The organism is Klebsiella sp. BDA134-6 (assembly GCF_015601345.1).
Classification (GTDB): domain Bacteria; phylum Pseudomonadota; class Gammaproteobacteria; order Enterobacterales; family Enterobacteriaceae; genus Klebsiella; species Klebsiella grimontii.
The window spans coordinates 3,314,776-3,335,623 of record NZ_CP064784.1 but is presented as its reverse complement, the minus strand read 5'-3'; the positions used below and the strand labels follow the sequence as shown (position 1 = coordinate 3,335,623).

Below are 20,848 nucleotides of genomic sequence, written 5' to 3'. Positions count from 1 at the left end.
GCAAGCAGGGCTAACGGCGGTAATCGACAAACGGACCGTCGGCCACGGAACGGCGCTCGACCAGGCGCGGATGGACTTCAATCGACTGCGAGACTTCACGCTTATTGACGATACGGTCCAGCAGCATATTAAAGGCCGCTTCGCCAAGAGAGTCTTTAGGCTGATGAATGGTGGTCAGCGCCGGGCTAAAGTAGCGAGCGTTGCGCACGTTATCATAACCGATCAGTGAAATATCCTGCGGCACGCGCAGGCCCATTTCATCCGCCGCGCAGATGGCGCCCATCGCCATAATATCCCCGCCGCAGAAGATGGCCGTTGGGCGAGGATGCTGGGCGAGAATTTGCTGCATGGCGCGGTAGCCGGATTCCGGCTCGAAATCACCCTGCACAATCCAGTTCTCCGGGACGTTAATCTGCGCCTCTTCCATCGCTTTCATAAAACCCGCCAGCCGGCCTGCGCCGGTGTTACGCTCCAGCGGGCCGGGGATCACGCCGATGTCGCGATGGCCGCGCTCAACCAGGTAGCGTCCGGCGATATAGCCGCCCTCGAAGGCGTTATCGACGACCGAGTCGGTGAAGTCGGCTTTTGCCTCGCCCCAGTCCATCACCACCATCGGGATATGGCGATACTCTTCCAGCATGCTTAACACCGATTCCGGATACTCAGAACACATCACCAGCAGGCCGTCTACGCGTTTCTGCGCCATCATTGACAGATAGGCGCGCTGTTTCTCCGGGTCGTTCCATGCGTTACCGAGGATCAGGGTGTAGCCCTTCTGGAAGCAGCTTTTCTCGACGGCTTCGATAATCTCAGCGAAATAGGCCGCTTCGCTGCTGGTCGCCAGCAGACCAATAGACTTGGTGTGATTGACCTTCAGGCTGCGGGCAACGGCGCTGGGGGAGTAATGCAGTTCTTTTATTGCCGCCCACACCGCATTGCGCGTCTCTTCCGCAACGAATCGGGTTTTGTTAATCACATGTGACACTGTTGTAGTGGAAACGTTTGCGCGCTTCGCTACATCTTTAATAGTTGCCATTACTTCTCACTCCAGACTTTGACCTGATCGTCTGTTTATCGGTACGTAAACGTTTGCCTGTACACACCCTGACGCCAAAATTGAGCATGGCATCACGTCGGGAAAACGACACAGAACGACAGGAAGGGGTCAATGGCCGATACGCTTTCAAATTAGCGTGGGATTTTGTCCGATCTTGGGGCAAAGGGGAAGAGCAAAAATGTGCATCACTCTAAATCTCGGAAGATTTTTACGCTATTCTGTGTAAAAATGAGCAAGCTCACTTTTCATGTGGGGATAATCAGGGGGAAAAATTGATGGATACAAATTTAAAGTTTTCGCTGACAACAACGATTATTGTTTTGGGTTTGATTGTTGCCGCAGGTTTGACCGCAGTACTGCACTAGTTCTGCGATAAGGGAGGGGCCGCTCTCCCTTTGCTCCACCTATTATTATCATTTTCGCAAAAATCTTTTGCCATTTCGTTCACTTTTGTTTTTCTGTGATTGATGTCATGCTTTTGACTTCTGATGAAATGCCGTCGCGGAAGGCGGCCTGATGGAGTCCCTGCATGAAAATCAACTTTCCCCTGCTCGCGCTGGCGATTGGTGCCTTTGGCATCGGCACGACCGAATTCTCCCCGATGGGGCTATTACCGGTAATCGCTAAAGGCGTGGACGTTTCGATTCCGGCGGCGGGAATGCTGATTAGCGCCTATGCCATCGGGGTAATGGTCGGCGCGCCGCTGATGACGCTGCTGCTCTCCCACCGCGCGCGCAGAAATGCGCTGATTTTCCTGATGGCGATTTTTACCCTTGGCAACGTGCTCTCTTCCATTGCGCCGGATTACACCACGCTGCTGCTGTCGCGGATCATTACCAGCCTTAACCACGGCGCTTTCTTTGGCCTGGGCTCGGTGGTGGCGGCAAGCGTAGTGCCAAAACATAAGCAGGCCAGCGCGGTGGCGACGATGTTTATGGGGCTGACGATCGCCAACATCGGCGGCGTACCCGCAGCAACCTGGCTGGGCGAAACCATCGGCTGGCGAATGTCGTTCCTTGCAACGGCGGGGCTGGGCGTGGTGGCGATAATCGGCCTGTGGTTTTCCTTACCGAAGGGCAGCGTCGGCGAGCGCCCAAACGTGAAGCAGGAGCTTTCGGTGCTGATGCGTCCGCAGGTGCTGTCTGCGCTGCTGACTACCGTGCTGGGGGCAGGGGCGATGTTTACGCTCTATACCTATATTTCCCCGGTTCTGCATACCATTACCAACGCCTCTCCGCTGTTTGTCACCGCGATGCTGGTGCTGATCGGCGTGGGCTTTTCGCTGGGCAACTACCTTGGCGGTAAATTTGCTGACCGCTCCGTTTCCGGGACGCTGAAGGGGTTTCTGCTGCTGCTGATGGTTATCATGCTGGCGATTCCGCTGCTGGCGCAATCGCAGGTGGGCGCCGCTATCAGTATGGTTGTCTGGGGCGCGGCGACTTTTGCGGTGGTGCCGCCTTTGCAGATGCGAGTGATGCGCGTGGCTCACGAAGCGCCGGGGCTGTCGTCGTCGGTCAATATCGGGGCTTTCAACCTTGGAAACGCGTTGGGAGCGGCGGCGGGAGGCGCGGTCATTAGCGGCGGCCTGGGCTATACGTTTGTCCCGGTGATGGGGGCGATTATCGCGGGCGTTGCGCTGCTGCTGGTGCTGTTCAGCGGTCGGACGCAGCCGGAAGAGGCGTTCGCTAACCGTTAAGATCGCGAGAAGTGAGATAAGAACCGCAGAAGCCGTATGGCTTCTGCGGTTTGCTTTTATGCTGCCAGGTTAGCGGCAACAAACTTCCAGTTTACCAGCGCCCAGAAGTGTTCCAGATAGTTCGGACGAGCGTTCCGGTAGTCGATGTAATAAGCGTGTTCCCAGACATCCACGGTCAGCAGCGGAGTGGCGTCGCTGGTCAGCGGCGTACCCGCGTTGCTGGTGGAGACAATGGCCAGGCTACCATCGGCGTTTTTCACCAGCCAGGTCCAGCCTGCGCCGAAGTTTTTTGCCGCCGCGTCGGTGAATTTGGCTTTGAAATCAGCGAAGCTGCCGAATGATTTAGCGATAGCCGCCGCCAGTTCGCCTTGCGGTTCGCCGCCAGCGTTTGGCGCGAGGCAGTTCCAGTAGAAGGTGTGGTTCCAGACCTGCGCGGCGTTGTTGAAGACGCCGCCATCGGAAGAACGCACGATCTCTTCCAGGGTTTTCCCTTCAAACGCGGTGCCTTTGATCAGGTTATTCAGGTTGGTGACGTAGGCCTGGTGGTGTTTACCGTAATGGTATTCCAGGGTTTCTGCGGAAATGTGCGGCGCCAGGGCGTCTTTTGCATATGGTAATGCAGGTAATTCGAACGACATTGCTACTCTCCTTTTTATAGTTTGTACGCGCAATAACCATGTATTGCGCAGGGTAATAGTAGCAAATTAAAAGATGTGGCAAAAGAGAGCGTTACCCTGCCGCTGAAGCGGCAAGGCATATTTAGCGAATGGTTTTCGGCGTCATAACGCGACGCGCGCCGACGTAGTGACGTACCCAGTAATCGTCGCTTAATGAGGTGATCTGAATATCGCGGCCGGTGCGCGGAGACTGGATAAATTTGCCGTTGCCCACGTAAACGCCGACGTGATCGGCAGTCCCGCGCCCGCGGGTACGGAAAAAGACGAGATCCCCGCTTTGTAGCTCACCGCGATCCACCGGACGGGCGTCGCGCAGGTGATACATCTCATTGGCGGTGCGTGGAATATGGATTTTAACCAGGTCTTTATAGGCATAATAGACCAGACCGCTACAATCAAACCCGGTGCGCGGGGAAGTACCGCCCCAGCGATAGGGTTTACCAATCTGATCCATCAGCTTTGACATCGCGGTGCTTTGCGCTTTTTGTACCCGCGCCTTATGCGCATCGGCGATAGTCAGCTGCGGCTCATCGGCGATGGGTTTGCAGCGAGTTTTATAGCCTTTACGCACCACGCACTTTTTCTGCACGCTCGCCGTTGCCATCTTGCTTTCTGCTATCGACCTTGTCGAGCTGGCGCACAGTTTTTTATAGCCTTTGCGCAGGACGCATTTTTTGGTGACGCTGGCGGTCTGGCGTGACGCGGCTGATTTGCTACGGCTGGCGGTTGACGTTTTCTTGCTGGGGGTTTTGGCGGTAGTTTTACTTTTGGAATTGACTGCTTTTTTCTTACGCTCTGCGGTCGTGCCCTTGGCCGGATGCGCTTTTGGCGTGGCCGAAGCGTGCGTATGCCCGGAAGCATGCGCCAGCGGCGTCAGTGAAATAGATGTAAAAAGTAATGCACAGAGCGAAATCGCGATTTTGTTAAGACGCGCCACTGAGCACTCCCCTGATTAAATTACAGACATATACAGATGCCTGACGATGAATGACAAACCGCATCGATTCTAAAGCATAAAATCGTGGAGAGTTACTACTCTTTTGTATCTAAAGTCTCGTTTGGTTAACATTTGCAAAAAAATGCTTCCGTCAGCGCCTCCGGCGCATGAAAAGCACGCAACGCGTTGCCGCGTATAGCAATAAAATGATATTTTTGAGGCAACTTTGGCCTACAGAAGATAAAATGTGGCAAGTGAAAAAAATGTTATTATCGGTCCTGCGTTCAGGACGCTACAATGACAAATTACTGCCGTAGAGAAGTTTGAGGAAGCACGACAATGAGCACGACTTTAGAAAAAATCCAACATCAAATCGCTGAAAACCCGATCCTGCTGTACATGAAAGGGTCACCGAAACTGCCAAGCTGCGGTTTCTCCGCACAGGCCGTGCAGGCACTGTCCGCCTGTGGCGAACGTTTTGCCTACGTCGATATCCTGCAAAACCCGGACATCCGCGCAGAGCTGCCGAAATACGCTAACTGGCCAACCTTCCCGCAGCTGTGGGTGGACGGCGAGCTGGTCGGCGGCTGTGACATCGTGATTGAAATGTATCAGCGCGGCGAATTGCAGCAGCTGATTAAAGAAACGGCCGCTAAGTACAAAACTGACGAGCCGAAAGCGGAGTAATTCTGCTGCTAATAAAAAAGCGACTTCCGATGAAGTCGCTTTTTTTATCGTTTATTCTTCGGCCATCGGCAATGGCCAACCGCCGAGCCGCTTCCAGCGGTTGACGATTTCGCAGAACAGCTGGGCGGTTTGTTCGGTATCATATAGCGCGGAGTGCGCCTGGGTACCATCAAACGCCATTCCTGCGGCAATACAGGCTTTCGACAGCACCGTTTGACCCAGCGCCAGACCGCTCAGGGCCGCGGTATCGAAGGTGACGAACGGGTGGAACGGATTACGTTTCAGCCCCGCGCGCTCTGCCGCCGCCATGGTAAACCCGTGATCGAACGTGGCGTTATGCGCAACCATGATCGCGCGGCTGCAGTCGCTATCTTTCATCCCTTTACGGACCATTTTGAAAATCGCGTGCAGCGCATCGTATTCGCTTACCGCGCCGCGCTCGGGGTCGTTGGGGTTAATACCGTTAAAAGCCAGGGCTTCGGGCTGCAGGTTGGCGCCCTCAAAAGGTTCAACATGAAAATGCAGCGTTTCGTCCGGCATCAGCCAGCCTTCCTCATCCATTTTCAACGTAATAGCGGCGATCTCCAGCAGGGCGTCGGTTTTGGCATTAAACCCCGCGGTTTCAACATCGATTACCACAGGATAAAAACCGCGAAAACGGTCGCACAGACCATTAAGTTGAACGTTCTCGGACATCAGATTCTCTTAGCTGGAAAAAAGTAGCGCGCATTATGGCAAATTTTGCCGCGCCTTGCAGCAGGCGGGGGGATAAAACAGCGGGCACCGCGGGTGCCCGAGCAGATTAATTGCCGAGACCCTTACCGGCGTCTTTCTCTTCGATCAGTTCGATTTTATAACCATCCGGATCTTCGACGAAGGCGATGACGGTGGTACCGCCTTTGACCGGGCCGGCTTCACGCGTCACGTTGCCGCCGTTCTGGCGAATACGCTCGCAGGCTTCGGCCGCGTTTTCAACGCTCAGCGCGATATGGCCATAAGCGCTACCGAGATCGTACTTATCAACGCCCCAGTTGTAGGTCAGCTCAATCACGGCGGTATCGCTCTCTTCGCCGTAACCCACGAATGCCAGCGAGTATTTATACTCCGTGTTTTCGCTGGTGCGCAGCAGTTTCATGCCCAGTACGTTGGTGTAAAACTCAATCGAACGTTGCAGGTCGCCAACGCGCAGCATGGTGTGAAGTAAGCGCATAATGTCCCCTATGCAGTTTATGTTGATACAGCAGAGCGTTGAGTATAGCGGCGATAACCCGCCGCTATCAATGGAGGGATTACAGGGTCGGGTAATCGGTATAGCCTTCCGCGCCGCCGCCGTAGAAGCTTTCCGGACGCTGTGGATTCAGCGCGGCCTTTTTCTGCAGGCGCGCGACCAGATCCGGGTTGGCAATGTAGTCGCGACCAAAGGCCACGGCATCGATGAGGCCTTTACCGATCAGATCGTTTGCCTTTTCGACCGTGTAGGCGCCAGCGCCGATAATGGCGCCGGGAAAACGGTCGCGTACTTTCTGACGGAACTCATCGCTATACGGCTGACCGCCGGCCCAGTCCGGCTCGGACATGTGCAGGTAAGCGATACCGCGTTTGGCCAGCTCTTCAATCAGATAGAGCGCATCGGCCTCTTCATTTGGACCATTATCGACGTTCTGGAAGCTGCCAATAGGCGAAACGCGAATACCGATACGGTCGGCGCTCCACTCTTTACTCGCCGCATCAACTACTTCCAGCACCAGGCGCGCGCGGTTTTCCACGCTGCCGCCATACTGGTCAGTACGGTGGTTGGAAGACGGGGAAAGGAACTGGTGCAGCAGGTAGCCGTGCGCGGAGTGCAGTTCGACAAGGTCAAAACCGGCATCGCGGGCGTTGCCTACCGCCTGACGGAAATCATCAACAATCCCCGGGATCTCATCGGTGTTGAGCGCGCGCGGCATTGAGGTGTCGACGCGAATAGCATGGCCGTTTTCATCGCGCAGCGAGGTACGGGTACCCGCGCTTATGGCCGACGGTGCCACCGGGGCGGCGCCGCCAGGCTGGATGCTGCTGTGCGAAATACGCCCGGTGTGCCACAGCTGTACGGCAATACGCCCGTTTTCGGCGTGTACGCCGGCGGTGATTTTTTTCCACGCTGCAATCTGTTCTGGGCTGTGCAGACCCGGTGCGCCCGCGTAGCCTTTAGCCTGAGCGGAAATCTGGGTGGCTTCGGAAATAATCAGGCCGGAGCTTGCGCGCTGACGGTAATATTCGCCCATTAACGGGGTAGGGATATCGCCCGGTTCAATGCTGCGCAGACGCGTCAGCGGAGCCATAAATACGCGGTTGGGTACGGTTACCGCACCCACTTTCAACGGGGTAAACAACTTTGATTCTGACATAATGACTCCTGAGTAGACCGGTCGTCTTGAAACTGATGAAATAAAAACGCCTGTTAAACGCCAGGCGCAGCAATAATATTTTTAGCGTGGGCAAGGGCGCTTTCCAGCGGCGTTGCGCTACGCGTAATCTTGGCCTGCAGATTCGCCCCCAGCCACAGGGAGTAGAGCACCTGGGAAAGGGTGAACGCGTCGCCGTCAAACTCAAGGCTGCCTTCCTGACGGCCTTTCTCCAGCGCATCGCCCAGCAGAATAATGATTTGGCTGGCGCCTTTATCCATCGCGGCGCGCATATCTTCCGACAGATCGCAGACCTCAGCCGACAGCTTCACCGTCAGACAGCCGCTAATAATGCCCTGCTGGCAAAATTGCGTCAGCGTATGCTGATAATAGGCCAAAAGTCGGTCGCGGTAGTTTCCCTGACCGTGGTCAAAATGCTCCACCAGGCGCTGAAGGTATCCGGCGTAATGATGTTCGAGCAGCGCAACGCCAAAGGCTTCTTTTGAGCGAAAATAGTGATAGAAAGAGCCTTTTGGCACTTCCGCTGTTTTCAGTAGTTCACTCAGCCCCATGCCGGTAAATCCCCGATGCATGCAGAGCTGCTCGCCGGTGGCCAGGATATGTTCGCGTGTGTTGCATTCACTGTGCTTGTTCATAGCGCTTACTGTAATAGACCGATTGGTCTAATGCAAGTCATAATTAAAAATGCCGCCTGGCGCAGAGGGCGATGAACAAAATTTGCGTACGGCGAATGAAACGTCTTCAATAAAGAAAGAGATGAGCGGCAGGAGAGGCGAAGTGGCTGAACAACTGGAGTTCTTCCCGGTGCAAAGTCCGTGCCGGGGGATTTGTCAGTCTGATGAACGCGGCTACTGTCGGGGGTGTATGCGTAGCCGCGACGAGCGTTTCAACTGGCAGAAAATGAGCGATGCGCAAAAGCAGGATGTTTTGCGTTTGTGCCGACAGCGGCTACTGCGCAAATTACGCGCAGCTAAGCAGGATAGTGCGGAAGAACCGCAGCAACCCTCACTGTTTTGAGCCTAAAATTGCGTATACTCAGGGCACATTTTTGTTGAGGAAGCTGTTATGGTTCAGCGTATTGCTATGGCTCCGCAGGGGCCGGAATTTTCTCGTTTTGTGATGGGTTACTGGCGTTTGATGGACTGGAATATGTCCGCTAAAGCGCTGGTGAGCTTTATTGAGCAACACCTGGATCTGGGCGTCAGCACTATCGATCACGCCGATATTTATGGCGACTATCGCTGCGAGGCGGCGTTTGGCGAAGCGCTAAAGCTGGCCCCGCATCTGCGCAGCCGGATGGAAATCGTCACCAAATGCGGGATAGCCACTAAAGCGCGGGCGGAAAACACCATCGGCCACTATATTACCGACCGTGACCATATCGTTCTCAGCGCCGAACAGTCGCTGCGTAATCTGGCAACCGACCATCTTGATCTGCTGCTGATCCATCGTCCAGACCCGCTGATGGATGCGGATGAAGTGGCGGAAGCCTTCCTGGCCCTTCACCATAGCGGCAAAGTTCGTCACTTCGGCGTATCGAACTTTACCCCCGCCCAGTTTACCCTGCTGCAGTCGCGCCTGCCATTTACCCTGGCGACCAACCAGGTGGAAATTTCTCCGGTCCATCAGCCGCTGCTGCTTGACGGTACGCTGGATCAGCTTCAGCAACTGCGTATTCGCCCGATGGCATGGTCCTGCCTCGGCGGCGGTCGTTTGTTTAACGACGACAGCTTCCAGCCGCTGCGCGATGAGCTGGCGCGCGTTGCTCAGGAGCTGAATGCGGAGAGCATTGAGCAGGTGGTGTACGCCTGGATCCTGCGGCTGCCATCGCAGCCGTTACCGATCATCGGCTCAGGCAAAATCGAGCGCGTGGGATCCGCGGTGGTTGCTGAAAGGCTAAACATGAGCCGCCAGCAGTGGTTCCGCATTCGTAAAGCGGCGCTAGGCTACGACGTACCGTAAACACCGACACCTCAGCGATGGCCTACACTTAATAGCGATAGAGCCATTAAGGAGGTGTTATGCAACGATGTATTCTCGCCATACTTACCCTGGCCGCGTGCGCAGGCGCGCAGGCGGCCAGTGAAAGCGTCGATATCAATCTTGTTACCAGCCAAAGTGTCGGTCAGGCTATCGGTAGCGTTAAAATCAGCGAAACCGCGAAAGGACTGGAGTTTACGCCGGATCTGAAGGCGCTGCCTCCCGGCGAGCACGGCTTCCATATTCACGCCAACGGTAGCTGCCAGCCCGCGATTAAAGAGGGCAAAGCCGTCGCCGCTGGCGCAGCCGGTGGGCACTACGATCCGCAAAAAACAGGAAGGCATGAGGGGCCTGACGGCGCGGGGCATCTCGGCGATCTGCCATTCCTGGTGGTCAATAACGACGGTAAAGCCACCCAGCCGGTGGTGGCGCCGCGTTTAAAAACGCTGGATGAGGTGAAAGGCAAGGCGCTGATGATTCACGTGGGGGGCGATAATATGTCCGATAGCCCGCAGCCCCTTGGAGGCGGCGGCGAGCGGTTCGCCTGCGGCGTGATTAAGTAGTTCTTTCCGTTAGCGTTCCGGCAATAGGCGCCTGCTCCAGCTGGGAGAGCGCGCACCACAGCCGCCAGATTACCGCCGCCAGCTCTTTGGCCGCCGGCTGGTGGTGGTGGTTAAGCGCGTCGCAGATGCGCTGCAGCTCCTGGAGCGTAGAGGCGAGCGGACGCTGCTGTACCCCGCGCTCGCTCATCACATCCCGCAGCAGGCTGATACATAAATCACGCACCTGCGACAGCGGGTCGGAGCGGGTTTCCCATTCGCGTAGCTGCCACACCACGTGCGAACAGTTGAGCAACACCACGCCCCAGCGCAGCAGCCAGCGGCGCGCCAGCGCATCCTGGCTATTGCTGAGCTGGCTAATATGGTGGTAAACCAGCGATTCAAATTCGTGCTCGCTGTGCTGCGGGCGGCGGCTGAGCTGGTCGACAAAGTGACGCCGTAACGCACGGATATGGCGGCGGCTTTTACGCGCGTCCGAACCTGGGCTGATAATGGCAAAAGCCAGCCAGGCGAGGCCTACGCCAATGATTTTTCCCAGATTATCGTTAAGAAACGATGCGTAATCGTAGACCGGCGGGTTGGTGACCGAAATAAACGACCCCATAAAGACAATCAGCTGACCCCACAGTCCGGCGAGCTTAGGCATCTGTAGCTTCAGCAGTTGCATGGTCGTCAGCAGGGGAAACAGGAACAGCAGAAACTGCCATAAATCGGTGATCTGCACCATCAGGCCAAACTTTACCCCAAAGCTAAAGAGCGAAAGCAGGATCAGGGTGCGCATCAACAGCGTTAAGGACTTAAACGGTGAAGGAGAGACCGAATAGAGGACGCAGCAGATAGCCGCCAGGGTCAGGGCCGCGGCGCAGGCCTGCCACTGGGTGCTAATTCCCCATGCGCCGACCATTACCAGCGCGCAGAAAGTGCGAACGCCGTTCCACAAGGCTTCGGCCTGGTCGGTATGGCGGGCCAGCGCTGGCGCAGAAGGCACGTTAAATTCAGTCACCGCGGTGGCGTTTTCGATGCGCATGAGCCAGCGGCTGCTCACCAGGTAGAGACGACAAAAGTAGCGCAGACGCTTCCAGAAGGCGATATGCCGGTAATCAGCGTCCGCGGGCGGCGCCAGTGGGGCGATGATGCGGGCGACGCTCAAGGCATCGGCGTTTGTATGCGCTAATTCGTTAAGCAGTGACTCGAGGATATCGCGGGTGCGGGCGGGGGCGGTGGGCCAGTTAAGCAGCATCCGCCGCAGGCTCGAAATCACGCTGGTCATTCGCAGTTGCTGATGCAGCAGATAGTTCAGCAGCGGGTTTTGCCGGCGAAAGCGATAGTGGCTCCAGAAGGCCTGGATACGCAGCAAATTCATGGTCAGAATTTGCCCAATTACGCTCTCGTGAGCGGTGCGGATCGCATCGGTGGTTTCCGGCACCCACAGCAGGCTGGCGTGTTCCAGCAGGCGCGCGTGCATGTTTTTCAGCGCCGTCAGCAGCGTAGCGCCATCGGACGTGCTCGGTAGAATCATCATCATCAGCCCACCGCACAATATACCGACGATAACCTCACAGACGCGCGACTGGGCGATGGTCCACAGTTCGTTGGCGTCAGTGATATTGATAACCGGAAAAGCGATGATCGCGCAGGTATAGCCCGCGAGCTGGAAGGCGTAGGCGACATTATTGGTGAACATCGCGCAGGCCCAGGTACAGAGGGCTATCCACGCTGAAATGCTGAAGAGAAACAGCCACGGATCGTTGAGCGTGTGCCCGGCCAGCAGCAGCGCCGCGCAGGCGCCGAGCAGACTGCCGGCAATACGCCCGAAGCTTTTGCTAATCACGCCGCCGACGGTGGGAAAGCTGACTACCGCGGCGGAGGTCATTGCCCAGTAGGGCTCGTCAAGATTCAGCCAGTAGGCGATGCTCAGCGCCAGGCACATGGCAATCCCGTTGCGCAGGGCATAGCGCCACTGCGGACGGCTGGCCTTAATCCACGGGAGCGCGCGCCACGACAGGGCCTGTAGCTTCATTACTGCGCGCCGATGGCAACGGTACAAGTGGTACCGGAGACCAAAGTGGTATCCGGCGGCAAATGGTCAAACTCGATGCGTACCGGGACACGTTGGGCAAGGCGGACCCAGGGAATATTCGGTTTAATATTGGCCACCAGCCCGCCGCTGCTCTCCACGCTCTGGTCGACTATCGCGCGTCCGATGCTGCTAACGTGACCCTGTAACTTTTGCTTGCTGCTATAAAGAATAATCTGCGCGCTATCGCCGGGACGAATATGACGCAGTTTGGTTTCTTCAAAATAACCCACCACGTAGAAGGAGTGGCTGTCGACGAGGGCGAAAACCGGGTGGCCAACGGTGGCGTAGTCGCCAACGCGGGTCGAGAGATTGGTGACCCAACCGTCAACCGGCGCTTTGATTTCCGTCTGCGTGAGCTGCCATTGGGCGTGATCGAGCGTGGCCTGCGCCACGCCAACCACCGCCTTAGCGGCTTCGAGGTTGGTCGTCGCAGTATTCAGCGCGGTATTGGCGTTTTCTAAATCTTCTGCCGAGATGAAATTCTGGGAAAGATGACGCCGGCGGTTAGCATCGCTGGCGGCTTTTTTCTGTTCCGCCTGCGCGCGGGCGACTTCTGCTTTGGCTTTAGCGAGCTGCGCGCGGGCGTTGAGCAGGGCAATTTTATAGGGCGTGTCGTCGATTCTGAACAGCACGTCTCCGGCCTTCACCAGCTGGTTATCGCGCACGTTTAGCTGCAGGATACTGCCGGAAACCTGCGGCGTGACGCCAACCTGTTCGGCGCGCACCTTGCCGTCGCGGGTCCATGGGGATTGCGTGTAGTAATTCCAGACCAGCCAGGCGGCAATAATGGCCAGTGCGGCAACCAGCAGCGTGGATAAGTATTTTAGTTTTTTCATGGAATGAACATTACCAGATAGTCAGTAAAACCAGCGCCAGACAGACGGAGAGCGCAAAGAAGGAGAGGTCCATTAACAGGGGATGCCAGATCTCGCCTGCGTACATCCAGTCCCGCAGCTGGCGATGGACTATCAGCCAGATAAAAAAGCCCAGCAAAACCGCTTTAAAGACAGGAGGGAAATAGACAGAAGCGCCGAACACCAGGTCCTGGAGCGACAATCCGGCAGTGTTAAGACTCAGTTTCACAAGCAAAAATCCTTTGCCGTTGCAGGAAGAATGTTCAGGTGATGCGATTATTCACATTGTAAATCATTGTTCTGATTCTAGTGAATCAGGTAATTCATTTGTTTTGGTAATTTAAATGCTGCACACTATTCTAAAATCAGTATAATAACTTAGCAAGCTAATTATAAGGAGATGAAATTGGAATCGCCACTTGGTTCTGATCTGGCACGTTTGGTACGCGTCTGGCGCGCGCTAATCGACCATCGCCTGAAACCTCTGGAGTTAACGCAGACGCACTGGGTCACGCTGCATAACATTCACCAGCTGCCGCCTGAACAGTCGCAGATTCAGCTGGCGAAGGCCATTGGTATTGAGCAGCCGTCGCTGGTTCGCACGCTCGACCAGCTGGAGGAAAAAGGGCTTATTTCTCGCCAGACCTGTGCAAACGATCGGCGGGCAAAACGTATCAAGCTTACGGAAAAGGCCGAGCCTCTGATCAATGAAATGGAAGAGGTTATTGGCAAAACGCGTGATGAGATTCTGGCTGGCGTTTCCAGGGAAGAAGTGGAAACGTTGCTTAATTTAATTCGTAAACTTGAACACAACATCCTCGATCTCCAGGCAAAAGATTGACTTTAACGGGGCCTTGAAAGACTCAAGGCCTCTTTTTTATCTATGCATGCCAGACCACTACGCGGTTACGCCCGCTGTTTTTCGCTTTGTACATCGCGGTATCCGCACGCTTAACGCACTCTTCTGCCGAAACACGCGTATCCAGCGCCGTGAAAACCCCCATACTGATAGTCATTCTTTCGGGTAATCCTTCCTGCTTCTCGCTGACGGAGAGGCGGATGCGTTCGGCGATAGCCAGTGCTTCCTTTGCGCCGATATTGACCAGCAGTAGGGCAAACTCTTCCCCGCCGATACGCGCGGCAGCGTCGTCCTGGCGCACGTTGTTCTGCAACACGCTGGCAGCAAATTGAATTACCTTATCGCCCTGCACGTGACCGTAGGTGTCGTTGATGCGCTTGAAGCGATCGAGGTCGCAGACGATCACCGACAGCGGTTGTGAAGCGGAAACCTTCGACAATCGTTGATTCAGGGTTTCATAGAAATAGCTGCGGTTATACAGTCGGGTCAGGGGATCGCGAATCGAGTTTTGATAAGAGCGAATGTACCTGTCGTTTGATTGACGATAGAGCATAAAAACATCGCACAGCAGAACTAAAATCAGAAACAGGGTGCTAAGCGTTTCAAAGAATCGCGCCTGGCTCCAGGCGTGACTGCTGTCACCTGCCGTTGCGAGCAGAACCATTAACGTAAATATATAGGCGGTACAAAAAAAGGCCCCGCTGTACCAGAATATATTACGCAATTGGGTCAGGCTAATCAGTAAAATCAGCGTTACAGACCATATGATAATTAATAACCAGCCAATACGATTATGCCACAGCGGCGTAAAAGTGTAGGTCAGATTATCAAGGAATTCAATACTAAAAAGCGGGGAATTGCTGGAATGAATCCACGATAATATAAGCACTGCGGTAATAAAAATAAAGCAACCTGTCAGTACCGTACGGTTAATTTTACCTGAGCTAAGGGTGAGGTTGCGAAAACGGTATAATACAATCGATGTTATAAATAAAATGGCCATCATTACGTTGCGGAAAAAATAAAAAATCAGCGCGTCATTTTGGTTAATGGCGCGACCCTGTCCGCAAATCAACCAGTCGGGATAGCTGCCTATCGTTCCCAGCATCAGCATAGCCGAGCAGGCAAAGGCGAAGGTAATCGGAACCAGGTACAGTCGTTTTTTATCGCACAGATATTTCATTGCCATAAAACAGGCAATCATAATATGAAAAGTCATCAATGAAATCGTCAGTACAGGAAAAAGCATGGATGATGTTGTAGGTATACGATGAATTAACGAGTCGCTGAGATAATTAAGCGTGGTAACCGCAAGGGTACACGCGGCAGCGTAAAGAAATATCCGTTGGGGTAAGCTTTTTATATTAGCGCGCATAGTCAATATCCCTGAAAAATGCGAGGGTAAACGACGAAGGTATCGTAAATGATTTAAGTAAGACTCATTGAAGATTACTTGATGGCAGCAGGAAAAATATTGCGCGGGCGCAAAGAGTGGAGGCGCGGCAGGAACCTATAAATATATTTATATCGTTTATTGATACTGGTAAATGATATATCTATTGTATTAATAAGCGGCCCGTCAGGGCCGCAGGGGTAAGATTTAGCGTGGGGATACCGTAACCTGGCTGCCGCTGCCGGCAATAGCTACGCGCTGGCCGACGGAGAACGGCGTGCTGCCTTGTTTTTGCACTACCATAATAGTGTTACCGTCATCTTTGCGGATTTCCAGCTCAACGCCCTGGGTTTTGTTCATCGCACCCTGTACGCCCTGACCGGCTACGCCGCCGGCGACAGCGCCTGCTGCCGTTGCCAGTGAGCGGCCCGTTCCGCCGCCAATGGTGTTACCCAGGAAGCCGCCGAGTACCGCGCCGCCGATGGCACCAATAGCATTGCTGTCATCTCCGCTCTGAATCTGCACCGCGCGGGTATGGACAATAGTGCCGTAGGTCACGCTCTGGACCTGTTTGGCTTCGGATGCGGAGTAAACATCGCCGGACAGACCGCTGCTGCTGACGCAGCCTGCAAGCGTAAAACCAATCATCGAGACAGCCAAAACACGTAAAATCATTTATGAATCTCCTGTTCACCAAGAAGCGTTCTGTTGAACTTCCTTGTAGCCAATTATATGGCATTTAAGCGTCTGCTGGCATAGCAGATGCAGTGACTATACAAAAAATAATAATCAGAGTCGTCTCAACCTAAACTAAACACAAGTTCTTTACCCTAAGAACGGCAGCGCTGCTTGTATTGTTAAAAAGTATTATAGCAGCATAGCATTGCCCCCTCGTTTATGGTGGAGTGTGGGGATATACGGAGTCATGGAATGAAGGAAAGCGTATGAAATCAGGCCGCTTTATCGGCGTAATGTCCGGCACCAGCCTTGATGGTGTTGATGTTGTCCTCGCAGCAATTAATGAAAATCTGGTCGCCCAGCAGGCCAGCCTGACCTATCCCATCCCCCTGGCTATTAAAGAAGACATTCTGGCCATCTGCCAGGGACAGCAGCTTACGCTGTCGCAGCTGGGACGGCTTGATACGCGTCTGGGACGGCTGTTTGCCGATGCGGTTCAGGCGTTGATGGCGCAGGAAAAGTTACAGGCGGCGGACATCATCGCCATCGGCTGCCATGGCCAAACGGTCTGGCATGAGCCTACGGGCGACGCGCCGCATACCTTACAGATTGGCGACAATAACCAGATTGCCGCGCGTACTGGCGTGACGGTCGTCGGCGACTTTCGTCGTCGCGATATGGCGCTCGGCGGGCAGGGCGCGCCGCTGGTTCCGGCGTTCCACCACGCGTTGCTGGCGCATCCGGTAGAGCGTCGAATGGTTCTTAATATTGGCGGTATCGCCAACCTCTCCCTGCTGGCGCCAGGGGTACCGGTGCGCGGCTACGACACCGGGCCCGGCAACATGCTGATGGATGCGTGGATCTGGCGTCAGTGTGGCAAACCCTTCGATAAGGACGCGCAGTGGGCCAGCGAGGGTAAAGTTGTGCTGCCGCTGCTGCAGGATATGCTAAGCGATCCGTGGTTTGCGCTACCGGCGCCGAAGAGTACCGGTCGCGAATACTTCAACTACGGCTGGCTATCGCAGCATCTGGCGCGTTATCCGGGGCTTCGCGCCCAGGACGTGCAGACCACCCTTGCGGAACTGACCGCCGTCAGCATCAGTGAACAGGTGCTGCTCAGCGGGGGATGTGAACGCCTGCTGGTCTGCGGCGGCGGCGCGCGCAATCCGCTGCTAATGGCGCGTCTGGCGGCGCTGCTGCCGGGAACGGAAGTGTCGACCACCGATGAGGCGGGGATCAGCGGGGATGATATGGAGGCGCTGGCATTCGCATGGCTGGCGTGGCGGACGCTTGCCGGATTACCCGGCAACCTCCCTTCGGTAACCGGCGCGTCGCAGGCTTCCGTGCTTGGCGCGATTTTCCCGGCAAATCCGCCGCAAAATCAGAGTTAACTGAAATCACCCGCGGCGGTTTCTTCGTAAACTGAACAGCGTTGAGGGAGGGCGTTATGCCTTCCCGGACCGGGAAAGTCGAAGGCAAATTAATGAAAAAAATACTTATTCTTGCGGTACCTTTTATGCTCGCGGGCTGTAGCTACTACAACCAGTTTGTCGAGCGGATGAATACGGACACGCTGGAGTACCAGTGCGACCAGAAGCCGTTAACCGTCCATCTTAATCATACTCGCCAGCAGGTCAGCTTTATCTACGATAACCAGCAGCTCAACTTGCAGCAGGGGCTATCCGCGTCCGGAGCGCGGTATACCGACGGCGTTTACGTCTTCTGGTCGAAGGGCGATAGCGCCACGGTCTATAAACGCGATCGCATTGTGCTGGAAAACTGTCAGCTGCAAACCGCCAAACGTTGAGATTTCGGTCATGGGGGCGCACAATGACGCTACCCTTTGATTATTTTCTCAATTGCCATGTCTGATAACGACGAATTGCAGCAAATCGCGCACCTGCGCCGTGAGTACACCCGTGGTGGCCTGCGTCGCCACGACCTTCCAGCCGAACCTCTGGCGCTATTTGAACGCTGGCTGCGTCAGGCCTGCGATGCGAAGCTCGCTGATCCAACGGCGATGGTCGTCGCCACCGTTGATGAAAACGCCCAGCCTTACCAGCGTATCGTTTTGCTTAAGCACTACGATGAAAAAGGTCTGGTGTTTTACACCAACCTTGGCAGCCGCAAAGCCCACCAGATTGAAAAAAATCCCCGCATTAGCCTGCTTTTCCCATGGCATATGCTGGAGCGCCAGGTGATGGTTATCGGTAAAGCGGAACGCCTTTCAACGCTGGAAGTGGTGAAATATTTCCACAGCCGTCCGCGCGATAGCCAGATTGGCGCCTGGGTGTCGCAGCAGTCCAGCCGTATCTCGGCGCGCGGCATCCTTGAGAGTAAGTTCCTTGAGCTTAAGCAAAAGTTCCAGCAGGGCGAAGTTCCGCTGCCGAGTTTCTGGGGCGGATTCCGCGTCAGCATCGAGCAGATGGAGTTCTGGCAGGGCGGCGAGCACCGTCTGCACGATCGTTTTCTCTACCAGCGGCAAAACGGCGGCTGGCAAATCGACCGACTGGCGCCATAAAGGACGCAAAAATGTTGTGTTAAGCGCTGGTGCATCGTGGCCCGGCGCTTTATTCTATACGCTTCATTTTTCAAGCTGCATCTTTGTTAGCCGCGCCTGTCTGGCTCTGTCGCTTACCTGAGTAAGTTCCCTGGGCTTTTACATGCTTGCCGCCGCGATGCAGCTTGAATAATTTTGCGTAGATGTTTTTTTCGCGTCTGGCGAAAAGTCGTGTACCGGCAGAGGTGCAGTCGTTTATAGATGGAGAATTTGATGGCAAGCAGTAACTTGATTAAACAATTGCAGGAGCGGGGGCTGGTAGCCCAGGTGACGGACGAGGAAGCGTTAGCAGAGCGACTGGCGCAAGGCCCGATCGCGCTCTATTGCGGCTTCGACCCTACCGCCGACAGCTTGCACTTGGGGCATCTTGTTCCATTGTTATGCCTGAAACGCTTCCAGCAGGCTGGCCACAAGCCGGTTGCGCTGGTGGGCGGCGCGACGGGGCTGATTGGCGACCCGAGCTTTAAAGCCGCTGAGCGTAAACTGAACACTGAAGATACCGTGCAGGAGTGGGTGGATAAAATCCGCAAACAGGTCGCGCCTTTCCTCGACTTTGATTGCGGGGATAACTCGGCCATTGCCGCGAATAACTACGACTGGTTTGGCGGCATGAACGTGCTGACCTTCCTGCGTGATATCGGCAAGCACTTCTCTGTAAACCAGATGATCAACAAAGAAGCGGTGAAGCAGCGTCTCAACCGCGACGACCAGGGCATCTCTTTTACCGAGTTCTCCTACAACCTGCTGCAGGGGTACGACTTTGCCTGCCTGAACAAGCTGCACGGCGTGGCGCTACAAATCGGCGGTTCTGACCAATGGGGCAACATTACCTCCGGTATCGACTTGACCCGTCGTCTGCATCAGAACCAGGTCTTTGGCCTGACCGTTCCGCTGATCACCAAAGCCGACGGCACGAAATTCGGTAAAACCGAAGGCGGCGCGGTGTGGCTGGATCCGAAGAAAACGAGTCCGTACAAGTTCTACCAGTTCTGGATCAACACCGCGGATGCCGATGTTTATCGCTTCCTGAAGTTCTTCACCTTTATGGACATGACCGAAATCAATGCCCTGGAAGAGGAAGACAAAAACAGCGGTAAAGCACCGCGCGCCCAGTATGTGTTGGCTGAGCAGGTGACCCGTCTGGTGCACGGCGAAGAAGGACTGGTGGCGGCAAAACGCATTACCGAGAGCCTGTTCAACGGTAACCTGAGCGATCTGAGCGAAGCCGATTTTGAGCAGCTGGCGCAGGATGGCGTGCCGATGATCGAAATGGAAAAGGGAGCCGATCTGATGCAGGCGCTGGTGGATTCTGACCTGCAGCCGTCCCGCGGCCAGGCGCGTAAAACCATTGCCTCCAACGCGGTGACCATTAACGGCGAAAAACAGTCCGACCCGGAATACGTATTTGTCGATGCCGACCGTCTCTTCGGGCGCTATACCTTACTGCGCCGCGGTAAGAAAAATTACTGTCTGGTCTGCTGGAAGTAATTGCGTAAAGGCAGGGGCGTGGGAAACCGCGCCTCTTATTTTTTGCTCTCAGGTAATCAAGATGAAGAATATCCTCGCCATCCAGTCCCACGTTGTGTTTGGCCATGCGGGCAACAGCGCCGCTGAATTTCCGATGCGCCGGCTTGGCGCCAACGTCTGGCCGCTTAACACCGTACAATTCTCCAACCATACCCAATACGGAAAGTGGACCGGCTGCGTCATGCCGCCGGCGCATTTAACGGAGATTGTTCAGGGGATTGCTGACATTAACCAGCTGCAGCGCTGCGACGCGGTATTAAGCGGATATCTGGGTTCGGCGGAGCAGGGCGAACATATTCTTGGCATCGTGCGCCAGGTGAAAAGCGCCAACCCGGCCGCGAAATTTTTCTGTGACCCGGTGATGGGCCACCCTGAAAAGGGCTGCATCGTGGCGCCTGGCGTCGCGGAGTTTCACGTGCGCTATGCGCTGCCGGCGAGCGATATTATTGCGCCAAACCTGGTTGAGCTGGAGATCCTCTGCGGGCACCCGGTGGCAAACGTTAAAGAAGCGGTTTTAGCCGCGCGCGAGTTGATTGCTCAGGGGCCGGAAGTGGTGCTGGTGAAGCATCTCTCACGCGCCGGGCTCAGTATGGATCGTTTTGAAATGCTGCTGGTCACCAGTCAAGAAGCCTGGCACATCAGCCGTCCGCTGGTGGATTTCGGCATGCGCCAGCCGGTGGGCGTCGGCGATGTCACCAGCGGGCTGCTGTTGGTTAAGCTGCTGCAGGGCGCGAGTTTGCGTGATGCGCTGGAGCACGTCACCGCCGCGGTGTATGAAATCATGCTGGCGACAAAAAATATGCAGGAGTATGAGCTACAGGTCGTGGCGGCTCAGGATCGCATTGCCCAGCCGGAGCACTACTTCAGCGCCACGCAGCTTTAAGGCACGTGTAAACCA

General features: G+C 55.3%; 24 protein-coding genes. 12 read left to right on the top strand and 12 right to left on the bottom strand.

Features of this window, described 5'->3' with window-relative positions:
• Positions 1-10: 10 nt before the first annotated feature.
• A complete protein-coding gene (gene purR, locus IYV58_RS15400) occupies positions 11-1,036 on the bottom strand; it encodes an HTH-type transcriptional repressor PurR (RefSeq protein WP_004119465.1) in 1,026 nt (341 codons plus the stop codon).
• 296 nt (positions 1,037-1,332) lie between these two features.
• Here purR and IYV58_RS15395 point away from each other — a divergent pair, with 296 nt between their 5' ends.
• Both IYV58_RS15395 and IYV58_RS15390 read left to right on the top strand, forming a co-directional pair.
• Positions 1,333-1,422, top strand: coding sequence for a cytochrome bd-I oxidase subunit CydH (locus IYV58_RS15395; RefSeq protein WP_049082851.1), 90 nt, complete (start codon positions 1,333-1,335; stop codon positions 1,420-1,422).
• 164 nt (positions 1,423-1,586) lie between these two features.
• Positions 1,587-2,753 (top strand): MFS transporter, encoded by a 1,167-nt coding sequence (locus tag IYV58_RS15390; RefSeq protein ID WP_139528801.1) that lies wholly within the window; start codon positions 1,587-1,589, stop codon positions 2,751-2,753.
• A gap of 56 nt (positions 2,754-2,809) precedes the next feature.
• On the opposite strand, the gene sodB is transcribed toward IYV58_RS15390, so the two are convergent.
• Together sodB and IYV58_RS15380 are read right to left on the bottom strand one after the other, a co-directional pair.
• On the bottom strand, positions 2,810-3,391 hold the full coding sequence (gene sodB, locus IYV58_RS15385) for a superoxide dismutase [Fe] (RefSeq protein ID WP_004119467.1): 582 nt from the start codon (positions 3,389-3,391) through the stop codon (positions 2,810-2,812).
• A 121-nt stretch (positions 3,392-3,512) separates the two neighbouring features.
• Positions 3,513-4,367, bottom strand: a complete 855-nt coding sequence (locus IYV58_RS15380; RefSeq protein WP_004119468.1) for a C40 family peptidase — start codon at positions 4,365-4,367, stop codon at positions 3,513-3,515.
• A 339-nt stretch (positions 4,368-4,706) separates the two neighbouring features.
• Between IYV58_RS15380 and grxD the strand changes: the two genes are divergently transcribed.
• Positions 4,707-5,054 (top strand): monothiol glutaredoxin 4, encoded by a 348-nt coding sequence (gene grxD / locus IYV58_RS15375; protein ID WP_004119469.1) that lies wholly within the window; start codon positions 4,707-4,709, stop codon positions 5,052-5,054.
• Positions 5,055-5,105: 51 nt separating this feature from the next.
• Here the strand turns inward: grxD and rnt are convergent, their stop codons facing one another.
• From rnt to IYV58_RS15355, 4 genes are all read right to left on the bottom strand, one after another.
• Entirely contained in the window at positions 5,106-5,750 is a 645-nt protein-coding gene (gene rnt / locus IYV58_RS15370) for a ribonuclease T (RefSeq protein ID WP_004119470.1), read from the bottom strand.
• Positions 5,751-5,856: 106 nt separating this feature from the next.
• The gene (gene gloA, locus IYV58_RS15365) at positions 5,857-6,264 is read right to left on the bottom strand and encodes a lactoylglutathione lyase (protein WP_004119471.1); all 408 of its coding nucleotides are present in this window, start codon (positions 6,262-6,264) and stop codon (positions 5,857-5,859) included.
• Positions 6,265-6,343: 79 nt separating this feature from the next.
• Positions 6,344-7,441, bottom strand: a complete 1,098-nt coding sequence (locus IYV58_RS15360) for an alkene reductase (RefSeq protein ID WP_087828204.1) — start codon at positions 7,439-7,441, stop codon at positions 6,344-6,346.
• Between the two features lie 53 nt (positions 7,442-7,494).
• The gene (locus tag IYV58_RS15355) at positions 7,495-8,094 is read right to left on the bottom strand and encodes a TetR/AcrR family transcriptional regulator (RefSeq protein ID WP_004119473.1); all 600 of its coding nucleotides are present in this window, start codon (positions 8,092-8,094) and stop codon (positions 7,495-7,497) included.
• 121 nt (positions 8,095-8,215) lie between these two features.
• On the opposite strand from IYV58_RS15355, the gene IYV58_RS15350 reads away from it, so the two are divergent.
• Genes IYV58_RS15350 through sodC form a run of 3 tightly spaced genes read left to right on the top strand, consistent with a single transcriptional unit; the run spans position 8,216 to position 10,002 of the window.
• On the top strand, positions 8,216-8,476 hold the full coding sequence (locus IYV58_RS15350; RefSeq protein ID WP_162140793.1) for a DUF1289 domain-containing protein: 261 nt from the start codon (positions 8,216-8,218) through the stop codon (positions 8,474-8,476).
• A gap of 48 nt (positions 8,477-8,524) precedes the next feature.
• On the top strand, positions 8,525-9,421 hold the full coding sequence (locus IYV58_RS15345; protein WP_004119474.1) for an aldo/keto reductase: 897 nt from the start codon (positions 8,525-8,527) through the stop codon (positions 9,419-9,421).
• Positions 9,422-9,480: 59 nt separating this feature from the next.
• Positions 9,481-10,002, top strand: coding sequence for a superoxide dismutase [Cu-Zn] SodC (gene sodC, locus IYV58_RS15340; protein WP_195729117.1), 522 nt, complete (start codon positions 9,481-9,483; stop codon positions 10,000-10,002).
• On the opposite strand, the gene IYV58_RS15335 is transcribed toward sodC, so the two are convergent.
• Genes IYV58_RS15335 through IYV58_RS15325 form a run of 3 tightly spaced genes read right to left on the bottom strand, consistent with a single transcriptional unit; the run spans position 9,995 to position 13,162 of the window.
• A complete protein-coding gene (locus tag IYV58_RS15335) occupies positions 9,995-12,019 on the bottom strand; it encodes an FUSC family protein (RefSeq protein WP_049114145.1) in 2,025 nt (674 codons plus the stop codon). The genes sodC and IYV58_RS15335 overlap by 8 nt on opposite strands.
• Entirely contained in the window at positions 12,019-12,915 is an 897-nt protein-coding gene (locus IYV58_RS15330; protein WP_004119479.1) for an efflux RND transporter periplasmic adaptor subunit, read from the bottom strand. Before IYV58_RS15330 ends, IYV58_RS15335 begins: the two co-directional genes overlap by 1 nt.
• Before the next feature lie 10 nt (positions 12,916-12,925).
• Entirely contained in the window at positions 12,926-13,162 is a 237-nt protein-coding gene (locus tag IYV58_RS15325; protein WP_004119481.1) for a DUF1656 domain-containing protein, read from the bottom strand.
• A gap of 171 nt (positions 13,163-13,333) precedes the next feature.
• Here IYV58_RS15325 and slyA point away from each other — a divergent pair, with 171 nt between their 5' ends.
• Positions 13,334-13,774: a transcriptional regulator SlyA gene (gene slyA, locus IYV58_RS15320; protein ID WP_029669661.1), complete on the top strand. Its 441-nt coding sequence runs from the start codon at positions 13,334-13,336 to the stop codon at positions 13,772-13,774.
• Between the two features lie 40 nt (positions 13,775-13,814).
• On the opposite strand, the gene IYV58_RS15315 is transcribed toward slyA, so the two are convergent.
• Positions 13,815-15,167 (bottom strand): sensor domain-containing diguanylate cyclase, encoded by a 1,353-nt coding sequence (locus IYV58_RS15315; RefSeq protein ID WP_195729116.1) that lies wholly within the window; start codon positions 15,165-15,167, stop codon positions 13,815-13,817.
• A 225-nt stretch (positions 15,168-15,392) separates the two neighbouring features.
• The gene (gene slyB, locus IYV58_RS15310; RefSeq protein WP_002907749.1) at positions 15,393-15,860 is read right to left on the bottom strand and encodes an outer membrane lipoprotein SlyB; all 468 of its coding nucleotides are present in this window, start codon (positions 15,858-15,860) and stop codon (positions 15,393-15,395) included.
• 269 nt (positions 15,861-16,129) lie between these two features.
• Between slyB and anmK the strand changes: the two genes are divergently transcribed.
• From anmK to pdxY, 5 genes are all read left to right on the top strand, one after another.
• Positions 16,130-17,254: an anhydro-N-acetylmuramic acid kinase gene (gene anmK, locus IYV58_RS15305; protein ID WP_004119512.1), complete on the top strand. Its 1,125-nt coding sequence runs from the start codon at positions 16,130-16,132 to the stop codon at positions 17,252-17,254.
• Positions 17,255-17,346: 92 nt separating this feature from the next.
• Complete coding sequence (gene mliC / locus IYV58_RS15300; RefSeq protein WP_014229593.1) at positions 17,347-17,670, top strand: C-type lysozyme inhibitor; 324 nt, start codon at positions 17,347-17,349, stop codon at positions 17,668-17,670.
• A 57-nt stretch (positions 17,671-17,727) separates the two neighbouring features.
• Positions 17,728-18,384, top strand: a complete 657-nt coding sequence (gene pdxH, locus IYV58_RS15295; RefSeq protein WP_004119519.1) for a pyridoxamine 5'-phosphate oxidase — start codon at positions 17,728-17,730, stop codon at positions 18,382-18,384.
• 252 nt (positions 18,385-18,636) lie between these two features.
• Positions 18,637-19,911 (top strand): tyrosine--tRNA ligase, encoded by a 1,275-nt coding sequence (gene tyrS / locus IYV58_RS15290; RefSeq protein ID WP_004119522.1) that lies wholly within the window; start codon positions 18,637-18,639, stop codon positions 19,909-19,911.
• 61 nt (positions 19,912-19,972) lie between these two features.
• Positions 19,973-20,833, top strand: coding sequence for a pyridoxal kinase PdxY (gene pdxY / locus IYV58_RS15285; RefSeq protein ID WP_049114137.1), 861 nt, complete (start codon positions 19,973-19,975; stop codon positions 20,831-20,833).
• Positions 20,834-20,848: the final 15 nt, after the last annotated feature.

Bases quoted from the DNA above. Each gene is read 5' to 3' on its own strand.
- IYV58_RS15330 (WP_004119479.1), bottom strand. From the start codon at position 12,915: ATGAAAAAACTAAAATACTTATCCACGCTGCTGGTTGCCGCACTGGCC.
- IYV58_RS15335 (WP_049114145.1), bottom strand. From the start codon at position 12,019: ATGAAGCTACAGGCCCTGTCGTGGCGCGCGCTCCCGTGGATTAAGGCC.
- mliC (WP_014229593.1), top strand. From the start codon at position 17,347: ATGAAAAAAATACTTATTCTTGCGGTACCTTTTATGCTCGCGGGCTGT.
- slyA (WP_029669661.1), top strand. From the start codon at position 13,334: ATGAAATTGGAATCGCCACTTGGTTCTGATCTGGCACGTTTGGTACGC.
- rnt (WP_004119470.1), bottom strand. From the start codon at position 5,750: ATGTCCGAGAACGTTCAACTTAATGGTCTGTGCGACCGTTTTCGCGGT.
- grxD (WP_004119469.1), top strand. From the start codon at position 4,707: ATGAGCACGACTTTAGAAAAAATCCAACATCAAATCGCTGAAAACCCG.
- IYV58_RS15315 (WP_195729116.1), bottom strand. From the start codon at position 15,167: ATGCGCGCTAATATAAAAAGCTTACCCCAACGGATATTTCTTTACGCT.
- tyrS (WP_004119522.1), top strand. From the start codon at position 18,637: ATGGCAAGCAGTAACTTGATTAAACAATTGCAGGAGCGGGGGCTGGTA.
- IYV58_RS15390 (WP_139528801.1), top strand. From the start codon at position 1,587: ATGAAAATCAACTTTCCCCTGCTCGCGCTGGCGATTGGTGCCTTTGGC.
- sodB (WP_004119467.1), bottom strand. From the start codon at position 3,391: ATGTCGTTCGAATTACCTGCATTACCATATGCAAAAGACGCCCTGGCG.
- IYV58_RS15350 (WP_162140793.1), top strand. From the start codon at position 8,216: ATGAGCGGCAGGAGAGGCGAAGTGGCTGAACAACTGGAGTTCTTCCCG.
- gloA (WP_004119471.1), bottom strand. From the start codon at position 6,264: ATGCGCTTACTTCACACCATGCTGCGCGTTGGCGACCTGCAACGTTCG.
- IYV58_RS15355 (WP_004119473.1), bottom strand. From the start codon at position 8,094: ATGAACAAGCACAGTGAATGCAACACACGCGAACATATCCTGGCCACC.
- purR (WP_004119465.1), bottom strand. From the start codon at position 1,036: ATGGCAACTATTAAAGATGTAGCGAAGCGCGCAAACGTTTCCACTACA.
- pdxH (WP_004119519.1), top strand. From the start codon at position 17,728: ATGTCTGATAACGACGAATTGCAGCAAATCGCGCACCTGCGCCGTGAG.
- IYV58_RS15360 (WP_087828204.1), bottom strand. From the start codon at position 7,441: ATGTCAGAATCAAAGTTGTTTACCCCGTTGAAAGTGGGTGCGGTAACC.
- slyB (WP_002907749.1), bottom strand. From the start codon at position 15,860: ATGATTTTACGTGTTTTGGCTGTCTCGATGATTGGTTTTACGCTTGCA.
- IYV58_RS15345 (WP_004119474.1), top strand. From the start codon at position 8,525: ATGGTTCAGCGTATTGCTATGGCTCCGCAGGGGCCGGAATTTTCTCGT.
- IYV58_RS15395 (WP_049082851.1), top strand. From the start codon at position 1,333: ATGGATACAAATTTAAAGTTTTCGCTGACAACAACGATTATTGTTTTG.
- sodC (WP_195729117.1), top strand. From the start codon at position 9,481: ATGCAACGATGTATTCTCGCCATACTTACCCTGGCCGCGTGCGCAGGC.
- pdxY (WP_049114137.1), top strand. From the start codon at position 19,973: ATGAAGAATATCCTCGCCATCCAGTCCCACGTTGTGTTTGGCCATGCG.
- anmK (WP_004119512.1), top strand. From the start codon at position 16,130: ATGAAATCAGGCCGCTTTATCGGCGTAATGTCCGGCACCAGCCTTGAT.